The organism is Plastoroseomonas arctica (genome assembly GCF_018128965.1).
In the GTDB taxonomy this organism is placed as follows: Bacteria; Pseudomonadota; Alphaproteobacteria; order Acetobacterales; family Acetobacteraceae; genus Plastoroseomonas; species Plastoroseomonas arctica.
Window position 1 is genome coordinate 33,882 of sequence record NZ_JAAEDH010000019.1, and the last position, 14,321, is coordinate 48,202.

General features: G+C 67.5%; 12 protein-coding genes. 7 read left to right on the top strand and 5 right to left on the bottom strand.

The genetic code is table 11. The features are described 5' to 3' along the window. Positions 1-42: 42 nt before the first annotated feature. The gene (gene ileS, locus GXW79_RS15720) at positions 43-2,877 is read right to left on the bottom strand and encodes an isoleucine--tRNA ligase (RefSeq protein ID WP_211875386.1); all 2,835 of its coding nucleotides are present in this window, start codon (positions 2,875-2,877) and stop codon (positions 43-45) included. A 268-nt stretch (positions 2,878-3,145) separates the two neighbouring features. Here ileS and GXW79_RS15725 point away from each other — a divergent pair, with 268 nt between their 5' ends. Beyond that, complete coding sequence (locus GXW79_RS15725; RefSeq protein ID WP_211875387.1) at positions 3,146-3,895, top strand: hypothetical protein; 750 nt, start codon at positions 3,146-3,148, stop codon at positions 3,893-3,895. Between the two features lie 137 nt (positions 3,896-4,032). Here GXW79_RS15725 and GXW79_RS15730 read toward each other — a convergent pair whose 3' ends face one another. Together GXW79_RS15730 and GXW79_RS15735 are read right to left on the bottom strand one after the other, a co-directional pair. Continuing rightward, positions 4,033-4,965: a bifunctional riboflavin kinase/FAD synthetase gene (locus tag GXW79_RS15730; RefSeq protein ID WP_211875388.1), complete on the bottom strand. Its 933-nt coding sequence runs from the start codon at positions 4,963-4,965 to the stop codon at positions 4,033-4,035. Next, positions 4,962-5,549, bottom strand: a complete 588-nt coding sequence (locus tag GXW79_RS15735; RefSeq protein WP_211875389.1) for an LOG family protein — start codon at positions 5,547-5,549, stop codon at positions 4,962-4,964. Before GXW79_RS15735 ends, GXW79_RS15730 begins: the two co-directional genes overlap by 4 nt. Positions 5,550-5,630: 81 nt before the next feature. Here GXW79_RS15735 and GXW79_RS15740 point away from each other — a divergent pair, with 81 nt between their 5' ends. Both GXW79_RS15740 and GXW79_RS15745 read left to right on the top strand, forming a co-directional pair. Then, entirely contained in the window at positions 5,631-6,761 is a 1,131-nt protein-coding gene (locus GXW79_RS15740) for a M20 family metallopeptidase (protein ID WP_211875390.1), read from the top strand. Positions 6,762-7,054: 293 nt separating this feature from the next. Then, on the top strand, positions 7,055-7,924 hold the full coding sequence (locus GXW79_RS15745) for a hypothetical protein (RefSeq protein WP_211875391.1): 870 nt from the start codon (positions 7,055-7,057) through the stop codon (positions 7,922-7,924). Positions 7,925-7,933: 9 nt separating this feature from the next. Here the strand turns inward: GXW79_RS15745 and GXW79_RS15750 are convergent, their stop codons facing one another. Beyond that, positions 7,934-8,578, bottom strand: a complete 645-nt coding sequence (locus GXW79_RS15750) for a DUF1345 domain-containing protein (protein ID WP_211875392.1) — start codon at positions 8,576-8,578, stop codon at positions 7,934-7,936. 43 nt (positions 8,579-8,621) lie between these two features. Beyond that, the gene (locus GXW79_RS15755; protein ID WP_211875393.1) at positions 8,622-9,728 is read right to left on the bottom strand and encodes an NAD(P)/FAD-dependent oxidoreductase; all 1,107 of its coding nucleotides are present in this window, start codon (positions 9,726-9,728) and stop codon (positions 8,622-8,624) included. Positions 9,729-9,857: 129 nt separating this feature from the next. On the opposite strand from GXW79_RS15755, the gene GXW79_RS15760 reads away from it, so the two are divergent. From GXW79_RS15760 to GXW79_RS15775, 4 genes are all read left to right on the top strand, one after another. Continuing rightward, positions 9,858-11,228, top strand: a complete 1,371-nt coding sequence (locus tag GXW79_RS15760; protein WP_211875394.1) for an ABC transporter substrate-binding protein — start codon at positions 9,858-9,860, stop codon at positions 11,226-11,228. Positions 11,229-11,337: 109 nt separating this feature from the next. Continuing rightward, on the top strand, positions 11,338-12,276 hold the full coding sequence (locus GXW79_RS15765; RefSeq protein WP_211875395.1) for a carbohydrate ABC transporter permease: 939 nt from the start codon (positions 11,338-11,340) through the stop codon (positions 12,274-12,276). Then, entirely contained in the window at positions 12,276-13,169 is an 894-nt protein-coding gene (locus GXW79_RS15770; RefSeq protein WP_211875396.1) for a carbohydrate ABC transporter permease, read from the top strand. The genes GXW79_RS15765 and GXW79_RS15770 overlap by 1 nt, the downstream gene beginning before the upstream one ends. 4 nt (positions 13,170-13,173) lie before the next feature. Next, the gene (locus GXW79_RS15775; RefSeq protein WP_211875397.1) at positions 13,174-14,274 is read left to right on the top strand and encodes an ABC transporter ATP-binding protein; all 1,101 of its coding nucleotides are present in this window, start codon (positions 13,174-13,176) and stop codon (positions 14,272-14,274) included. Positions 14,275-14,321: the final 47 nt, after the last annotated feature.

Here is a 14,321-nt window from a genome sequence, read left to right on the forward strand (position 1 = left end):
TCCACCAAACCCCCTTTCTTTTATTTTTGTCTGTGGGCGTCTTCACGAGGTGACCACGGCTTCGCAGCGGCGGCAGAGCGTTGGGTGAAGGGCGGAGAGGCCGACTTCTTCGAGCACGCGCCAGCAGCGGTCGCATTTCAGGCCGGGGGCGAGAGTTACGCTGGCCGATGTTTCGAGCCCTTCGGCCGTGGCCGTCAGCGACGGGCCGGCCAGTTCGAGCTCGACCTTCGATGCGATCACGACCGTCTCCCATTCGCGCACGTCCAGCGCAGAAATGTCGCGATCATTGAGGCTCAGCCGAACGGCGGCCTGCAAGCTCGACTTGATCTCGCCGGCGGCACGCTTGCGCTCGATCGATTGCGTAACTCGCGATCGAATTTCGCGCACCCGCACCCACTTCTCCGCCAAGGCTTCATCGCGCCAGCCTTCTGGCACGAAGGGGAAGTCCAGCAGATGAATGCTGCCCTCATCATCGGGGAAACGCGCCAGCCAAGCTTCCTCCGCGGTGAAGGCCAGCACCGGGGCGAACCAGGCGCACAGGCAGCGGTGCAAAACATCAAGGACCGTGCGGGCCGAACGGCGACGCAGGCTGTCCGGCGCGTCGCAGTACAGCGCGTCCTTGCGGATGTCGAAGTAGAAGGCGCTCAGATCCGAATTGCAGAAATCATGCAGGGCGGGAACCACGCCCGACCAGTCGTAGGAGGACGCAGCTTCGCGCATGCGCGCATCCAGCTCGGAGACCCGATGCAGCACCCAGCGCTCCAGCTCCGGCAGCTCGGCATAGGCGACCGTCTCGGCGTCGGTGAAGCCATCGAGACTGCCGAGCAGCCAGCGCAGCGTGTTGCGGATGCGCCGGTACAGCTCCGCCTGCTGCTTCAGGATCTCCGGACCGATCCGAAGGTCCAGCGCAGTGTCGGAATTCATCACCCACAGGCGCAGGATGTCCGCGCCATACTGCTCCGTCACCTGCTGCGGCGCGGTGACATTGCCGAGCGATTTCGACATCTTCCGCCCCTGCTCGTCGAGCACGAAGCCATGCGTCAGCACCGCCTTGAACGGGGCCACGCCATTGGCGCCGATGCTCTCGAGCAGCGAGGAATTGAACCAGCCGCGATGCTGGTCGGACCCTTCCAGATACAGATCCGCCGGGAAGGGCATGCCGCGCGCCTTCAGCACGAAGGCATGGGTGGACCCGCTCTCGAACCAGACATCGACGATGTCCATGATCTGCTCGTAATCGGCGGCGTCGCGGCCCTCGCCCAGGAACCGCTGCGCGGCGCCGGGCTTGTACCAGGCATCCGCCCCTTCTTCCGCGAAGGCCGCCACGACACGCGCGATCACCGCGGCATCGCGCAGGGGCTCGCTGGTCGCCTTGTGCAGGAAGACCGGGATCGGCACGCCCCAGCTGCGCTGCCGGCTGATGCACCAATCGGGCTTGCCGGCGATCATCGCGTGCAGTCGGTTGCGCCCGGCCTCGGGGACGAATTGCGTCTGCGCGATGGCGTCGAGCGCCTTGGCGCGGATCTGCGTGTCGCCATCCATCGCGATGAACCATTGTGGCGTCGCGCGGAAGATCACCGGCTTCTTCGAGCGCCAGGAATGCGGGTAGCTGTGCGTCAGCTTCCCCGTCGCGGCGAGCGTGCCGGCCGCGCGCATCGCGTCATAGACGGCCGTGTGCGCCTTGAAGACGTGCAGCCCCTCGAACCCGGGGGCGTGGACGGTGAAGGTGCCGTCATCATTGACGGTTTCCGGGATCGGCAGGCCGTTCGCGCGGCCTAGGGCGAAATCGTCCTCGCCATGGCCGGGCGCGATGTGGACGAAGCCGGTGCCGGCATCGGTGGTGACGAAATCGCCGGCAAGAAGTGGGACGTCGAACTCGTAGCCATGGCCGCGCAGCGGGTGCGCAGCGATCGCGCCGGCGAGCTCGGCGCCCTTGATCAGACGCGCGATGGAATGCGCGCCGATGCCGGCATCCTTCTCGAACTGCGGCAGCAAGGGCAGCGCCACCAGCAGCCGGTCACCGACCGACAACAGCGAGCCCTCGGCGACGCTCGCCACATGCACCAGCGCGTAATCGATCTCATCCCCATACGCGACCGCACGATTGCCCGGCATGGTCCAGGGCGTCGTCGTCCAGATCACGACATCGGCGCCGACCAGATCCTCCGCGGCCGCGCGCAGCACCCGGAACTTGCCCCACAGCGTGGGCGAGACATGGTCGTGGTATTCGATCTCCGCTTCGGCGAGCGCGGTCTTCTCGACCGGGCTCCACATCACCGGCCGCAGCCCGCGATACAGCGCCCCGTTCAGCAGGAATTTCCCGATCTCGCCGGCAATCGCCGCCTCGGAGGCGAAATCCATCGTCGCATAGCGTCCGGCCCAATTGCCCAGCACGCCGAGCCGCGCAAATTCCTCGCGCTGCACGTCCAGCCAATGCGCGGCATAGGCGCGGCACTCGGCGCGGAAATCCAGCACCGGCACGTCGTCCTTCTTCACCCCGCCCTGGTACTTGCCCTTGGGATCGCGATACTCCTCCTCGACCTTCCACTCGATCGGCAGGCCGTGGCAGTCCCAGCCGGGCACGTAGTCCGCATCGCGCCCGGCCATCTGCGCCGCACGGTTGATCACGTCCTTCAGGATCTTGTTCAGCGCGTGCCCGATATGGAGGTTGCCATTCGCATAGGGCGGCCCGTCATGCAGGATGAAGGGCGTGCGGCCGTTCGACTGTTCGCGCAGCCGCTCCCACAGCCTGATCCGCGTCCAGCGCTCGAGCATCGCGGGCTCGCGCTTGGGCAGGTCGCCGCGCATCGGGAAGGGCGTGGTCGGCAGGAAGACGGTGCCGCGGTAGTCGCGAGGCTCGGAGGGTGCGTCGTTCATGGGGCCTGGTGTCTCAAACCGCCGGCAGGCGGCGGGTCAACGGTTGCACGTGGCGGCGGGGCCGGCCCCTGTCAGGGGGCCGAGGCCGTAATTCGCGCTATGCGTGCCGGTGCCATGGCAGCCTTATGGGGAGGTGGCGCGCGTGAGGTCAAGCACGCAGGCGTGTCGGCAGGTCCCCATTGACCGATCATTCTTTAAGCGTTTCCATCCCGTCCGGCCTCTCGCCGCGCGAACCCGCGCCGGCTCACTGGCGCATGGAGGCTTTGGCATGATCCTCGGCATCGAAGGCACTGGCTCCCAGGATTGGGGCAATGAGGATCTCAACCGCACCTTCGTGCGCCGCATCATGCACCATACCCGCCTGCGCCCGGCCAGCTACTTCATCGGCCCCAGCAAATCCGGCAATGACGGCGCGGAGATCATGGACAAGGCCGAGATCACGCTGAGGAACGGCGCCCATAACGGCCCGATCGTCCTGGTCGGCTACTCCCGCGGCGCCGCCTACTGCATGGAGATCGCTAGGCGCTTCAAGAACCCGATCGACGTGCTGGTGATGTTCGATGCCGTCGCCCGGCAATCCGACGTGAATCTGCCGGAGAAGGTGCCATCCAACGTCAAGCGCTGCTTCCATGCCATTCGCGACCCGCGCGCGGGGTCCCGCTACTTCTTCCAGAATGTCGGCCTGGTCTGCGAATCCCGCGCGACGCATTTCGAGCATGCGATGTTCTTCGGCTCCCACGGCGCGGTCGGCGGTACCTTCTACAACGCGGCGGAGGAAGAGAGCGGCAACACCGCCGGCAACGCGGTGATGACGGTCGACGACCGGCAACTCCTGAATATCCCGCGCCAGCCTGTGACCAACCTGCAGCAGGACCACAAATGCACCCATGACGTCGCGACCTGGATGTGGCCGTTCCTGCTGCGCTGGGGCGTGCTGCAGGGCAACCCGAGCCCCTTTGATTTCGCGCCCGACTTCAAGGGCAGTCGCGTCGCGGGAATGAGGAACGTGATCCATTAAAGACAAGGCTGTGGAAAAGAATTTCCCCAGACCCCATTCTTTTATTTTTGATTTCTTGGTGCTGGTTGTGAGAATGCACCAATAGATAAAAAAGAAAGAATGGGGGCTGGGGGAAATTCATTTCCCCCATGCTGTCGTCAGAGCAGCCCCAGCACCCGCCGCGCATTCACCGCATCCTCCGCGATCGCGACCTTCAGCGCCTCCAGCCCATCGAACTTCGCGTCCGGGCGCAGGAAGTGCAGCAGCTCCACCGCCATGACTTTCCCGTAGAGATCGCCCGAGAAGTCGAACAGATACGTCTCCAGCCGCGTCTGCGGGTCACCGCCCAGCGTCGGGCGCCGGCCGATATTCGCCACCCCCGGCACCACTTGGCCATCGGGTAGCCGGGCGCGCACCGCATAGACGCCGCGCGCCGGCTCCAGGTGGCGTCCGATCCACATGTTCGCCGTCGGCCAGCCCAGCACCCGGCCAAGCTTGTCGCCATGCACGACCTCGCTCTCGATCGCCCAGGGATGGCCGAGCATCTCCGCCGCCCGGTCGGGATAGCCATCCTGCAAGGCGCGACGGATGCGGGTGGAGGTGATCGGCCCCCCCGCATCGCTCACCGCTGGCACGATGGACAAGCCGATGCCGCGCTTCTCCGCCTCGCGCGCCAGGAACGCCACGTCGCCGCCGCGGCGATGGCCAAAGGCGAAATCCGCCCCGCAGGCCAGGTGCTTCGCGCCGATCCCGCGATGCAGCACCTGCTCCACGAAATCCTCCGCCGTCATCGCCGCGAGGTCTGCGTCGAAGGCCAGCGCATGGACGTCGCGCGCGCCCTCCGCCCCCAGCGCAGCAACCTTCGCCGGCAGCAGGGTGAGGCGGAACGGCGGGTCGTCGGGGCGGAAATGCTCGCGCGGATGCGGCTCGAAGGTCAGCGCCTGCAAGGGACGCTCGGGGCGCGCCGCATGCGCCGCGCGCAGCACGGCGCGATGGCCCAGATGCACGCCGTCGAAATTGCCCAGAGCCACGGTGCCGCCGCGGGCGCTTTCCGGGGTCGCGCGCCAATCCGTGTGAAGGGTCGCGCTCATTCTTCCCCCGGCAACAGCCAGCGCGGCACCAGGGGCGGAACGAAGCTGGCCAGCCGGTCGAGCGCGCTCTCGGCATCGGGTTCCACCTGCGCCAGCACCCGTGTCTCCGCGCGCAAGAAACCCTCCGTCAGCATGTGGTCGAAGGCGGACAGCAGCGGTTGCCAGTACCCCGCCGTGTCGATGAACACCGCCGGCTTGCGGTGGATGCCCAGCTGCAACCAGGTCAGCACCTCCACCACCTCCTCCAGCGTGCCATAGCCGCCCGGCAGCACCGCGAAGCCGTCCGACAGCTCCGCCATCATCGCCTTGCGCTCATGCATGGTGGCGACCACGCGCAGATCCACCCGCCCGCGATGCCCGGCCTCGCGCGCCAGCAGCCCGTGCGGGATGATGCCGATCACCTCGCCGCCGGCCTCGATCACCGCATCCGACACCGCGCCCATCATGCCGATCGCGCCGCCGCCATAGACCAGCCCGATGCCGCGCGCGGCCATCGCCCGGCCGAGTGCCACCGCCGCCTCCCGATACACGGGCTTGTTGCCGATCGCCGCGCCGCAGAAGACACAGATGCGTTTCAGGGTCATGCCCGAGCGATACCGGCGGGGCTTGCGCCAGACAAGGGCCGTCCTACCCTGATGGCCTCACGCGACAGGACCCTTGTTCCCATGCCCAGCACCGATATCGGCACCTCCGAGCGCATCCTCGCGGAGCTGCGGGGTTGGGTGGAACACGAAACCCCCACCACCGACGCCCGCGCCGTCAGTGCCCTAACCGCCCGCTGCGCCGCCGAACTCGAAGCCGTGGGTGCCGCCATCACCCTCATCCCAGGCCGCGGCGGCTACGGCGACAACCTGGTCGCCCGCACGCCCGGCACCGGCAAGCCGGTGCTCGTCGCCGGCCACCTCGACACCGTCTGGGACCACGGCACGCTCACCAGCTCCATGCCCTTCCGCATCGAGGGCGACAAAGCCCATGGGCCGGGCATCTACGACATGAAGGCCGGCAGCTTCGCCGCCTTCCACGCCGTGCGCGAAATCCTGCGCCAGAAAACGCCCACCAAGCGCCCCATCACCCTGCTGCTGACCCCGGACGAGGAAGTCGGCAGCCCCACCAGCCGCGCCCTCATCGAGGCCGAAGCCCAAAGATCCTGCGCCGTACTCATCCCCGAACCCGCCGGCATCGGCGGCTCTTGCGTCACCGCACGCAAAGGCGTCGGTCGCTTCGTGATGCGCATCAACGGCCGGTCCGCCCATGCCGGCGGCAACTGGCAGGATGGCCGCAGCGCCGTCGTGGCCCTCGCCCAGCGCATCCTCGCCATCCACGCGCTGACCGACCTTGAAGCTGGCACCACCACCAACTGCGCCCCCATCTGGGGCGGCACCCGTCCCAACGTCATCCCCCCCGAGGCCGGCTGCGAAATCGACTTCCGCGTCGCCACCCTCGAAGCCGCCGACAAACTCATCGCCCAGATCATGGCCATGGCCACCGACCACGACGGCATCACCATCACCATCGAGGGTGGCCTTAACCGTCCCCCCATGGTCGAAACCCCCGCCGCCCTCGCCCTCTACGACCAGGCCAAAATTCTCGCCCAAACCCACGGCTACAATCTGCCCAAGCAATACCGCGGCGGCGGCTCCGACGGGAACTTCTCGGCCGCCCTGGGCATCCCCACCCTGGACGGCCTCGGCTGCACCGGTGCCGGAGCCCATGCCCCCTTCGAACACATCATCTGGGCCGACCTGGCGCCCCGCTGCGCAACCCTGTGCGGGCTGCTGGAGACGGTGGAGGGGTAGGAAGGACAGCAAGCATGGAGGCTCCGCCTCCAAACCTCCGCCGGGGATCGTGTCGATCCCCGGACCCCTCCCTTTGTTGGTCCTGGGTCTGGGAAGGGCTGTGCTTGCTTGAATGGGGCGGGTTGGGGAGGGCGCGCATCGAGGGCGCTGCCATTGGAACAGGGCGCGCCTTGTGCCCCCTCCCCAACCCGCCTCGCCTCCGGCGAGCCTCAACCCCCTCCCAATCCCAAGAACCAACAGAGGGAGGTCCAGGATCGACACGATCCTGGTGGGGGTTTGGGGGCAAAGCCCCCATGCTTGCTGTCTTCCTCCTCCTCACCCTCCCAGCACTCGCGCAGGTGTTGTTCCCGGCGGGCAGTCCGTTGGGGCTGGCTCCGCCGCCGGGGTATTTTCCGGCCTTGGCGTTTGCGGGGTTTGCCAATGCGGGTTCGGGCGCGCGGATTTTGTTGGCGGAGCAGCCGGCGATGTCGTTTGCGGTGGCACGCGCCTTGGTGGCGCCGCAGCGCCAGGGGCTGACGGAGGCGGTGGTTCGCGAGGTGCGGGCGGGCGGGCGCGAGGCTGTGTTGGTGCGCGGCCGGAGGGGGGAGAGTGCGGTGTGGCTGTTGGCGGCGCCAGGTGCGGATGTGACGGCGTTGGTGACGGTGATGGTGCCGCGCGTGCCGGTGGCGCCTGGTGAGGTGGCGGCGATCGAGGCGTCGTTGCTGACGCTGGCGGTGCGGCCCGTGGATCTTGCGGCGGCGCGGGCGGCGCTGCCGTTTGCGTTCGACGAGGTGGCGCCATTGCGGTTTCGCCAGTCGGTGGGCGGTGCGGCGGCGGTGTTGTTACCTGATGAGGTGGGGCTGGATGACGCGGCGGCGCCGCGGCTGACGATTGCGACGTCGCTGGCGGCGACGCCGCCGCCGGCGGATCGGCGGCGCGCGGCGGAGGCAGCGCTGGTTGGCACCTTGCCTGGTGTGCGGCTCGAGGGTGGCGGCACGCTGCGCCTCGGGGCCACGGAGGCGGTGGTGCTGGAGGGGCGGCTGGGCGCCCGCCGGGTGCGGCAATGGGTGTTGTTCTTCGAGCGCGGCGGCACGCTGCGGGTATTGGCGGAGGCTCCGGCGACGGAGTTCGCGCGGTTGTTGCCGGCCTTCGAGCGGGTGGTGGAGTCGATCAGGCGGCCGTGACGTCGCCGATCATTTCACCAGGCCGGAGGTCAGGTTCACCGTCATCGCCACGATGACCACGTTGAACAGGAACGACACCAGCGCGTGGACCAGCGTCAGGCGCCGGATGTCGCGTGCGGAGACGTCGACGTCCGACGTCTGGAAGGTCATGCCTATGGTGAAGGCGAAGTAGAGGAAATCGGTGAAGTCCGGCGGCTCCTTGCCGGGGAAATCCAGGCCGCCATCCTGCTGCCAGTATTCATGCGCGTAGCGCACCGCGAACAGCATCTGCACGAAGGTCCAGGAGATCGCGATGGTGCCGATCGCGAGGCTGATCTCAAAAGGGCCGGCATCGTCGTGATGCAGCACCAGGTACCACATGACGCCGCCGAGCGAGGCGATGGCCGCGGCGAGGCTGCCGCAGAGCACCGCAGTTTCGCCTTCGTCGAGCTGTTCGGCGCGGCGGCGGATGCTTTCGGGCGTCGCGCGCGTCATGGCGTAGCCGGTGAGTGCCATGTGCGTCACGGCGGCGCCGCACCAGCCGAGCAGGAGTGAATTGGCCAGCTCCGCGATGAAGCCGTGCGCGATGACGCCGAGCACCAGGCCGACGCCGGCGGCGACGAGGAGGTAGGGGCGGTGGCGGAGCCCGAGGCGCATCACGCCGCCGGCGTCCATGCGAAGCGGACCGCGTGCGCGTCACCGAAAGAAGGATGCGTCATCATGAGGCCTCGAAGCGCAGGGGGTTCACCGCGGGGATGATCGCCGTGAGCGCCCCCGGATCGGTGCCGTCGATGAGATGGGCGAGCAGTGCGCCGGCGGCGGGCGCGGTCTGCATGCCATAGCCGCCCTGGCCGCACATCCAATGGAAGCCCGGCGCCCGGCCGGGCCCGATGGCGAGGGACCCGTCCGGCGTGAAGGTGCGCAGCCCAGCCCAGCTGTGCTCGACGCGCGTCACCGGGATGTCGAGCGCCTGCTGCATGCGGTCGATGGCGATGGCGATGTCGATCTCCTCGGGCCGCGCGTCGCAGGCGGAGCTGTCGGTCTCGTCAGCGGGGGAGAGCATGAGTTTGCGACGCGCCTCCGGGCGCAGGTACCAGCTGTGGCCGGCATCGCCGACCAGCGGCCAGTCGGCGCAGTCGTAGGGGCCGGGGTCGATGATGAGCGCGGTGCGGCGCTTGGGCTGCAGGCCGAGCGTCGCGACGTCCGCGATGCCGGCCACCTCGTCGCCCCAGGCGCCGGCGGCGTTGACCAGGATGGGCGCGGCGAAGACGGCGCCGCTGCTGGTCTCGGCGTGCCAGGCACCGTTCGCGTGCCAGATGCGCCCGGCGCGGCTGCGCAGCGCGAGCGTGCCACCGAGCGCCTGGACCACGCGGAGGAACCCCTGGTGCAGCGCGGCGACGTCGATGTCGAATGCGTCGCGCTCGATCGCGGCGGCAACCGCGTAGCCGGGGCGCAGCGGCGGCACCATCGCCGCGACCTCGGCGACGGCGATCGCCTGCATGCCCACGCCGTCGGCGAGCATGGCCGCGAGCCGTGCCTGCTGGTCCGGCGGCGCGAGCGAGACGATGGCGCGCGGGCGGGCGAGCGGGGGGAACCCCGCGGGCGACGCTTCGAAGAAGGCGCGCGAGGCACCCGAGAGGGCGCGCACATCCGCGGGCCCGTAGTTCAGGATCCAGATCGCGGCCGAGCGCCCGGTCGTGTGGTAGCCCGCGCTCTCCTCCGCCTCGATCAGGGCGACGCGCCTGGTGGGCGCGAGATGGGCGGCGGCGGTGGCACCGGCGATGCCGGCGCCGACCACGATTGCATCGAATCTGTGCAGGTCCATTTCGGCAGGCTGCCTTTGAGCAGGTTCTTGTGCAACGACGTTGCTGAAGCATTGCATCGGCCGCGAAGCCCTGCCTAACCTTCGGTCAGGGAAAACGGGCGAAAACGCCCGAAGCGGAGGAGCAGTTCAATGTCCATCAGGGCCGGCAACGGCATGTCTCGTCGCAATGTTCTTCGTTCGGGCGCGGGCGTCATGGCCGCGGGCACGCTCTCCGCGCCGATGGTCCATGCGCAGGGTACCGGCGGCACGCTCCGCTGCGGCTTTTGGGACCATTGGGTTCCGGTCGGCAACGACATCCTCCGCCGCCTCTGCGCCGAATGGGGCCAGGCCAACCGCGTCGAGGTGCAGATCGACTTCATCACCTCCGTGGGCAACCAGAACCTGCTCACCATCGCCGCCCAGGCCCAGAGCCGTTCCGGCCATGACCTGCTGAGCTTCCCGACCTGGGAGCCCGCCTCCAAGGCGGAGCTGCTCGAGCCCGTCGACGACGTGATGGGCCGACTGATCGGCAAGTACGGCGCGGTCACACCCGCCGCCGAGTACCTGGGCAAGGTGAACAACCGCTGGGTCGCGATCCCGGCCGTCTCCGGCACCCAGATGAAGCCCGCCTGCGTGCGCTTCGACCTGCTGCAGCAGCATGCCGGCATCGACATCCGCGCGATGTGGCCGGCCGAGAACCGCCGCGGCCCGGGTGCCGACACCTGGACCTGGGACACCTTCCTCACGGCCGCCGAGAAGTGCCACGCCGCCGGCTTCTCCTTTGGCATCCCGATGGGCGCCTTCACCGACGCGGTGGACCTGGTCGGCGCGCTGTTCGCCAGCTACGGCGCGAGCGTGATGGATGCGCGCGGCAACATCACCGTGCGCAACAACGCCAAGCTGCGCACCGCGATCGAGTACATGGTGCGCCTGTCGCGCTTCCTGCCTAACGACGTCTGGGCCTGGGATGACGCGTCGAACAACCGCGCGCTGATTTCCGGCCGCTCGGCGCTCATCTTCAACCCACCCTCCGCATGGGCGGTGGCCAAGCGCGACGCGCCGCAGGTCTCGGCCAATTGCTGGACCGTGCCGGTGCCGGCGGGCCCCGAGGGCCGCTTCACGCCCTACCTGCCGTATTTCTGGGGCATCTGGAACTTCTCGCGCAACAAATCCTCGGCCAAGGCTCTGCTCGAGCACCTGTCCGAGCGGCCGCAGGCGGAGGCGCAGACCACGACCAGCAGCGGCTACGACATCCCGCCCTTCCAGAGCATGAACGACTTCGCCATCTGGGCGACGGAAGGCCCGCCGGTGGGCACGGTGTTCAACTACCCGATCAAGCCGCACCATCAGTCGCAGACCTCGGTGGCGTTTGCCCCGGCGCCGGCGGAATTCGCCGTGCAGGCCTACACCCTCGCGCTGAACACGAAGGTGGTCGCGCGCATCGTGCAGGGCGGCGAGTCGATCGACGCGGCGTTGGGCTGGCTGGAGCGGGAGCTCACCACCATCAAGCGCGGCGGCTGAGTGCACGATTGGTGCTGGCTGTCTGGTCAGCACCAATAAATGAAAAATAAAAGATTGGGGGTCCGGGGGGAAATTCTTTTCCCCCGGTCGCCACCCTGGAGGATTGGTAATGGCCGACGGCACCCTCGCCGCCCCCCGTCCTGCCGCGATCGACGGCACGCGCGCCAACGGCATGCAGCGCTTCGCGCGGCGCCGATCCACCATCGCCTTCCTCATGGCGCTGCCCCTTCTCCTGGTGGTGCTCGGCCTGGTCGCCTACCCCGCCGGCTACGGCATCTACCTGTCCACGCTCAACCGCCGCATGACCGCGAATATCGGCCTGGGCAATTACGAGATCCTGTTCGACAGCGACACTTTCTGGGATGTCGCTTTCCAGTCCTGCGTTTTCGCTTTGAGCGCCGTGTTCCTTAAGGCGCTGATCGGCTTCTGGCTCGCCCACATGCTGCACCACATCCCGGCCAAGGGTCAGCGCAAGTGGCGCGGCATGCTGCTGGTGCCGTGGGTGATTCCGCCGGCGCTCAGCACGCTGGGCTGGTGGTGGATGTTCGATCCCACCTATTCCTCGATCAACTACATCCTCAACATCTTCGCCGTGCCCTCGGTGCCGTGGCTGGGCGAGGCCTGGTGGGCGCGGAGTGCGATCATCATCGTCAACGTCTGGTACGGCGCGCCGTTCTTCATGATCATGTACCTGGCCGCACTGAAGTCCGTGCCCGAACAGCTTTATGAAGCGGCGGCGATCGACGGTGCGACCAGCTGGCAGCGGCTGCGCTACATCACGCTGCCGATGATGGCGAACATCATCTCCATCACCGTGCTGTTCAGCCTGATCGTGACCTTCGCAAATTACGACATCGTCCGGGTGCTGACCAATGGCGGGCCGCGCGACCTGACGCATGTCTTCGCGAGCTATGCGTTCCAGGTGGGAATCCTCGCCGGCAATATTCCGCGCGGCGCCGCGGTCTCGCTCTTCATGGTGCCGATGCTCGCGGTCTGCGCCTTCTTCGTCCTGCGCGGCGTCACGCGGCGCAACAAGGAGCAGATGTGATGTCGGCCAGCACCGTCTCCAAAGCCGAAGGCATCTACGCCAAGGCGGGCAGTCTTTCCTCCGAAAGGCGCTGGGCGCTGTGGACCGCCTATGCCTCGCTGATCTTCGCGGCGATCATCTTCCTCGCACCGCCGGTGTACATGTTCGTCACCAGCCTCAAGGGAAGCGCCGAGGTCGCGAACATGACCGGCAATCCGTGGCTGGTGCGCAACCCGACGCTCGAGAACTACACCACGCTGCTGAGCAACCGGCCGTTCCTGAAGTTCTTCCTCAACAGCGCGATCATCACGGTCTGCGTCGTCGCGATCACGATGGTGATCTCGATCCTGGCCGCGTTCGCGCTGGCGCGGATGCGGTTCTGGGGCAGCCAGTTCCTCGCGACGGGGGTGTTCCTCACCTACCTGATCCCGGACACGCTGCTGTTCATCCCGCTGTACCAGATCGTGGGCGGGCTGGGCTTGCTCAACTCCATCTGGGGCCTGGTGCTGGTCTACCCGACGCTGACGGTGCCGTTCTGCACCTGGATCATGATCGGCTACTTCGCTTCGATCCCGAAGGAGCTGGACGAGGCGGCGCTGATCGATGGCGCGACCTGGCCGCAGATGCTGCTGAAGATCTTCATCCCCGTGGCGATGCCCGGGATCATCGCGGCGACGATCTTCGCCTTCACCGTCAGCTGGGCGGCCTTCGTCTATCCCACCGCCTTCGTCACCACGCCCGACCAGATGCCGCTGACCATCGGCGTGGTGAGCCAGCTGGTGCGCGCGGACACCTTCGCCTGGGGCCAGATCATGGCGGGCGCGCTGCTCGCAGCACTGCCGCCGGTGATCATCTACGCCTTCCTGATGGACTACTACATTGCCGGCCTGACCGCCGGCGCGACGAAGGGCTAAGCACATGGCACAGGTATCCCTGCGCAAACTGGTCAAGGCCTATGAGGGCGGCGTGCAGGCCGTGAAGGGCATCGACCTCGAGATCGCGGACCATGAATTCGTGGTCCTCGTCGGGCCTTCCGGCTGCGGGAAATCGACAACGTTGCGCATGATTGCGGGGCTGGAGGAAATCACCTCCGGCGACATCGCGATCGGCGGCACGCTGGTCAACGACATCCCGCCGCGCGACCGCGACATCGCGATGGTGTTCCAGAACTATGCGCTCTATCCGCACATGTCCGTCTTCGACAACATGGCCTTCGGCCTGACGCTGCGGAAATTCCCCAAGGCCGAGATCAAGCGCCGCGTCGATGAAGCCGCGCGGATCCTCGACATCGCGATGCTGCTCGACCGCAAGCCCAAGGCGCTGTCGGGTGGGCAGCGGCAGCGCGTCGCTATGGGTCGTGCGATCGTGCGCGACCCCAAGGTGTTCCTCTTCGACGAACCGCTGTCGAACCTCGATGCCAAGCTGCGCGTGCAGATGCGCACCGAGATCAAGAAGGTGCACCAGACCGTCAAGACCACCACCGTCTACGTCACGCACGACCAGATCGAGGCGATGACGCTCGCCGACCGTGTGGTGGTGATGAACCACGGCGTGATCGAGCAGGTCGGGCCGCCGCAGGAGCTGTACCACCACCCCGCGACGCGCTTCGTCGCCGGCTTCATTGGCTCACCGGCGATGAACTTTTCCCCCGCTCGGCTGGAAGGCGATGCGCATGCGCTGCGCGTGGTGCTGCCCAACGGCACCGCACTGCCGGTCCCGGAGCACCGCGCCGCGCGCTATGCGCCCTATGTCGGCCGCCCCATTCTGGTCGGCATCCGCCCGGAGCACCTGACCGACAAGAAGCCGACCGACAAGCGCAACATCGCGGATTTCCCCGCCATCCCCGAGGTGATCGAGCCGATGGGGATGGAGACGCTGGTGCATTTCTGGATGGACGGGCACGAGATCAGCGCCCGGCTGGATCCAACATGCCCGGTGAGTGTGGGGGTGCCTATTACCCTCGCCGCCGACATGGACCAGATGCACATCATTGATCCGGCGACGGATAAGGTTCTCTGACGACAGCATGGGGGAAATGAATTTCCCCCAAACCCCCATTCTTTTCT

Bases quoted from the DNA above. Each gene is read 5' to 3' on its own strand.
- ileS (WP_211875386.1), bottom strand. From the start codon at position 2,877: ATGAACGACGCACCCTCCGAGCCTCGCGACTACCGCGGCACCGTCTTC.
- GXW79_RS15725 (WP_211875387.1), top strand. From the start codon at position 3,146: ATGATCCTCGGCATCGAAGGCACTGGCTCCCAGGATTGGGGCAATGAG.
- GXW79_RS15730 (WP_211875388.1), bottom strand. From the start codon at position 4,965: ATGAGCGCGACCCTTCACACGGATTGGCGCGCGACCCCGGAAAGCGCC.
- GXW79_RS15735 (WP_211875389.1), bottom strand. From the start codon at position 5,549: ATGACCCTGAAACGCATCTGTGTCTTCTGCGGCGCGGCGATCGGCAAC.
- GXW79_RS15740 (WP_211875390.1), top strand. From the start codon at position 5,631: ATGCCCAGCACCGATATCGGCACCTCCGAGCGCATCCTCGCGGAGCTG.
- GXW79_RS15745 (WP_211875391.1), top strand. From the start codon at position 7,055: ATGCTTGCTGTCTTCCTCCTCCTCACCCTCCCAGCACTCGCGCAGGTG.
- GXW79_RS15750 (WP_211875392.1), bottom strand. From the start codon at position 8,578: ATGGACGCCGGCGGCGTGATGCGCCTCGGGCTCCGCCACCGCCCCTAC.
- GXW79_RS15755 (WP_211875393.1), bottom strand. From the start codon at position 9,728: ATGGACCTGCACAGATTCGATGCAATCGTGGTCGGCGCCGGCATCGCC.
- GXW79_RS15760 (WP_211875394.1), top strand. From the start codon at position 9,858: ATGTCCATCAGGGCCGGCAACGGCATGTCTCGTCGCAATGTTCTTCGT.
- GXW79_RS15765 (WP_211875395.1), top strand. From the start codon at position 11,338: ATGGCCGACGGCACCCTCGCCGCCCCCCGTCCTGCCGCGATCGACGGC.
- GXW79_RS15770 (WP_211875396.1), top strand. From the start codon at position 12,276: ATGTCGGCCAGCACCGTCTCCAAAGCCGAAGGCATCTACGCCAAGGCG.
- GXW79_RS15775 (WP_211875397.1), top strand. From the start codon at position 13,174: ATGGCACAGGTATCCCTGCGCAAACTGGTCAAGGCCTATGAGGGCGGC.